Here is a 3,844-nt window from a genome sequence, read left to right as displayed (position 1 = left end):
CGGGTGGGGCGGTGGCGCGCCCGCGGAAGCGGGCGTGGCCGGAGTCCGGGTGGGTCGGAACGGGCCTCGCCCCGGCCCACCCGGGGACCGGTACACCCGGGATTCGGAGCCGACGCCCCGACGGATTGGAACGGATCACGAGGAATCGGCGGTGATCACCCGGGAGCCCCCCCGATCATCGGTGCCCCGGGGGTTCGGAGGGGGCGGAACGGATCGTGTCCCTCCCCGGGACGCGCCGCGGCCCCGTCCCCGCACGGAGCGGGGACGGGGCCGCGGGGCCCGGTGAGATGCCGGGGCGGACACCCCACCGGTGGGGCCGCCGGGTCAGCGGTTGTTGAAATCGTCCGGGTCCGGGCCCAGCCGACGGCCGTTGTCCAGACCGGCCAGGGCCGCCATGTCCTCCTCGTCCAGGTCGAAGCCGAAGAGGTCGAAGTTCTCCTCGATCCGCGAGGGGGTCGACGACTTCGGGATCACCACGTTGCCCAGCCGCAGGTGCCAGCGCAGCACGGCCCGGGCGGGCGTGACGCCGTGCTTCTCCGCCACGGACACCAGGGTCGGGTCCTCCAGCAGGCCCTTGCCCTGGCCCAGGGGGGACCAGGCCTCGGTGGCGATGTCGTGCTCGGCGTGGAAGGCGCGGGTGTCGGCCTGCGGCAGGTTCGGGTGCAACTCGATCTGGTTGAGGGCCGGGACCGTCCCGGTCTCGTCCAGCAGGCGGCGCAGGTGGGTGGGCTTGAAGTTGGAGACGCCGATGGCGCGGGCCCGCCCCTCGGAGTGGATCTTCTCCAGCGCCCGCCAGCTCTCGACGTACAGGTCCACCGCCGGCATCGGCCAGTGGATCAGGTACAGGTCCACATGGTCCAGGCCCAGGCGCTCCAGCGAGGCGTCGAAGGCCCGCAGCGCCGCGTCGTACCCGTGGTCACCGTTCCACAGCTTGGTGGTCACGAAGATCTCGTCGCGGGGGATGCCGGACTCGGCGATGGCGCGCCCGGTGCCCTCCTCGTTGCCGTAGGCGGCCGCGGTGTCGATGCTGCGGTATCCCACCTCCAGTGCCCTGCCCACCGTGGCGGTGGCCTCGTCGTTCGACACCTGCCAGACGCCGAAACCCAGTTGGGGCATCTCGACGCCGTTGTTGAGAGTCACATGCGGGACGCTGCTCACGTGCGATTGAGTCCTTACTCCGTGTGATGGCGGCTCGGATCGTGCTTACGGGGGGTTCCCCTACCCATCCCGGCTCCAACGATGACGCCTGCGCCGGCATTCCCGCCGCACCCCGCGCCGACGGCGGTCACCCCACCGGGATCGTCACCCGGGCGGCGGGACACAATGTTCGCCGTGCACGGACTGCGACGGATGACCCGCTGGCTCGACCCCTACCTGGTGCTTCTGATGGGCACGGTCGCGCTGGCCGCGGTCCTCCCGGCCACCGGACCCGCCGCGACGGCGGCCGACGCCTCCGCCACCGGCGCCATCGCCCTGCTGTTCTTCCTCTACGGCGCCCGCCTGTCCACCGCGGAGGCCCTGGCCGGGGTGCGTCACTGGCGGCTGCACCTCACCATCCTGGCCTGCACCTTCGTCCTCTACCCGCTGTTGGGCCTGGCCGCCCGCCCCCTGGGCGACCTGCTGCTGACGCCGGAGCTGTACGCCGGGCTGTTGTTCCTGTGCCTGGTGCCCTCGACCGTCCAGTCCTCCATCGCCTTCACCTCCATCGCCCGGGGGAACGTGGCCGGCGCGATCGCCGCCGGATCCTTCTCCAGCCTGGTCGGGGTGTTCCTCACCCCGCTGCTGGTGGTGCTGCTGATGGGCGGGCTCGGGGGAGCGGCGCTCTCCGGTGGCCCCGGCGCCGACGCGCTGGTGCGCATCGGGGCCCAACTCCTGCTGCCCTTCCTGCTCGGCCAGCTCCTGCGCCGCTTCATCGGCGGCTTCGTGACCCGGCACCGGGCGGTGCTCTCCCTGGTGGACCGGGGTTCCATCCTCATCGTGGTCTACGCCGCCTTCAGCCGCGGCATGGAGGAGGACATCTGGGCCCGGGTGAGCTGGCGACGTCTGCTCGCCCTCGGTGCGGTGGAGGTCCTGCTGCTGGCCCTCATGCTGGTGATCACCGTGTACGGCTCGCGCCGGTTGGGCTTCTCCCGCGGGGACCGGGTGGCGATCGTCTTCGCCGGGTCCAAGAAGTCCTTGGCGGCGGGGTTGCCGATGGCGGGCGTGCTCTTCGGCCCGCAGGCGGCGATGGCGGTGTTGCCCCTGATGCTCTTCCACCAGATGCAACTGGTGGTCTGCGCGGTGCTGGCCCGCCGCTGGGGGCGGGAGGAGGAACCCCGTCCGGTGGGGGAGGGGCCCCCGCCCGGCCCGGCGGACGACTCCGGCGCCCACCGCGCCCCACCGGGGAACGGCCCCGCCTGAGCCCGGCGGCCCCCGGTGCGTCCGACCGGTCGCGGACACCCGGCGGGGACTCAACCGGCGGGGAGCACCACCCGTTCGGCGCCCGCGTAGATGTTCATCGACCCGCCGCGCAGGAAGCCGATCAGCGTCAGCCCCGTCTCCCGGGCCAGGTCCACGGCCAGCGAGGACGGCGCGGAGACCGCCGCCAGCACCGGGATCCCGGCCATCACCGCCTTCTGGACCAGCTCGAAGGAGGCCCGCCCGGAGACCATCAACACCGTGCCGTCCAGCGGCAGCCGGCCGGCCTGCAGCGCGCGTCCGACCACCTTGTCCACGGCGTTGTGCCGGCCCACGTCCTCCCGCACGTCGATCAGGGTGCCGTCACCCGCGAACAGGCCGGCGGCGTGGAGCCCACCGGTGCGTTCGAAGATCCGCTGCGCACCGCGCAGCCGGTCCGGCAGCGAGCCCAGCAGGTGGGGGTCCACCCGGGGTCCGGAGGCCAGGGGGTACCGGGCGCCGGTGCGCACCGCGTCGAGTTCGGTGCGGCCGCAGATGCCGCAGGCCGAGGTGGTGGTGACCCGGCGTTCCAGGGAGTCCGCCGGCGGGGCCACCCCGGGGGCCAGTGCCACGTCCACCACGTTGTAGGAGTTCTCCGCCTCCGGGTCGGTGCGGTCGCGTCCGCCGCAGTAGACCACCCGGCTCACCTCGCCCGCCGCGGCGACCACCCCCTCGGCGACCAGGAAGCCGCAGGCGAGGGCGAAGTCGTCGCCCGGGGTGCGCATGGTGACCGTCAGCCGCCTGCCCGCGACCCGGATCTCCAGCGGTTCCTCCACCGTCAGGGTGTCGGGCCGCTCGTCGACGCGACCGTCCCGCACCCGCAGCACCCGGCGTCGATCGGTGACCCGTCCCATGTCGCGCTCCGTTCCTCGTGCCCCGGGATCCCCGCCGCGGCTCGCGTGCGCCGCGGGCGATCCCGCCCCCATCGTCCCATCCGGGGGCGGGGCGGGGCCCGGCCCCCGGCCGATCACCCCCGACGCCCGCCTCCCCTCCGGCCCCCGGACCGCTTCGCGGGGCGGGCGGGATCGCCGGGCGGCACCTCGTGCAGTTCCAGGGTCACCGGCGGCTCGGCGACCCCGGGGCCGCCGGCGGCCACCCACGCCACCACCTCCTCGGTGCCCTCCGGCTCGTTGACCCACCCCAGCCACACCGGTCGGCCCCCGCGCCGGCGCCCCTCCGAGGACGGGGTGACCACCAGGACGTTGGCCTTGCCGCAGGGGCCCAGGCAGTCGCTGACCCGCAACCGCAGGCGGCCCCCCGACTCCGCCTCCGCCTCCCGCAGGCGGAGCAGTTGCCCGTCGTGGTCGGTGCCGGGGTCCCTGCCCGGGTTTCCGCAACAGCATCCCCGGCAGATCACCACCGAGCAGGGACGTTCGCCCCGGGGGGAGAAGCGGGGGACGGCGGCCGG

General features: G+C 74.2%; 4 protein-coding genes. 1 reads left to right on the top strand and 3 read right to left on the bottom strand.

Features of this window, described 5'->3' with window-relative positions; genetic code table 11:
- Nucleotides 1–324: 324 nt before the first annotated feature.
- A complete protein-coding gene (locus FOE67_RS19265) occupies nt 325–1,158 on the bottom strand; it encodes an aldo/keto reductase (RefSeq protein ID WP_182665992.1) in 834 nt (277 codons plus the stop codon).
- 165 nt (nt 1,159–1,323) lie between these two features.
- On the opposite strand from FOE67_RS19265, the gene FOE67_RS19260 reads away from it, so the two are divergent.
- A complete protein-coding gene (locus tag FOE67_RS19260; RefSeq protein WP_228474050.1) occupies nt 1,324–2,400 on the top strand; it encodes a bile acid:sodium symporter family protein in 1,077 nt (358 codons plus the stop codon).
- A gap of 50 nt (nt 2,401–2,450) precedes the next feature.
- On the opposite strand, the gene fdhD is transcribed toward FOE67_RS19260, so the two are convergent.
- Both fdhD and FOE67_RS19250 read right to left on the bottom strand, forming a co-directional pair.
- The gene (fdhD, locus tag FOE67_RS19255) at nt 2,451–3,290 is read right to left on the bottom strand and encodes a formate dehydrogenase accessory sulfurtransferase FdhD (RefSeq protein ID WP_182665990.1); all 840 of its coding nucleotides are present in this window, start codon (nt 3,288–3,290) and stop codon (nt 2,451–2,453) included.
- Between the two features lie 113 nt (nt 3,291–3,403).
- Nucleotides 3,404–3,796 carry a (2Fe-2S) ferredoxin domain-containing protein gene (locus tag FOE67_RS19250; protein WP_182665994.1) on the bottom strand — a complete coding sequence of 131 codons (393 nt, stop codon included), beginning with the start codon at nt 3,794–3,796 and terminating at the stop codon, nt 3,404–3,406.
- Nucleotides 3,797–3,844: the final 48 nt, after the last annotated feature.

This window comes from Streptomyces calidiresistens, assembly GCF_014141525.1.
Classification (GTDB): Bacteria; Actinomycetota; Actinomycetes; order Streptomycetales; family Streptomycetaceae; genus Streptomyces; species Streptomyces calidiresistens.
Note: the sequence above shows the minus strand (reverse complement) of the source record. Positions and strands in the feature narration are given on the sequence as shown.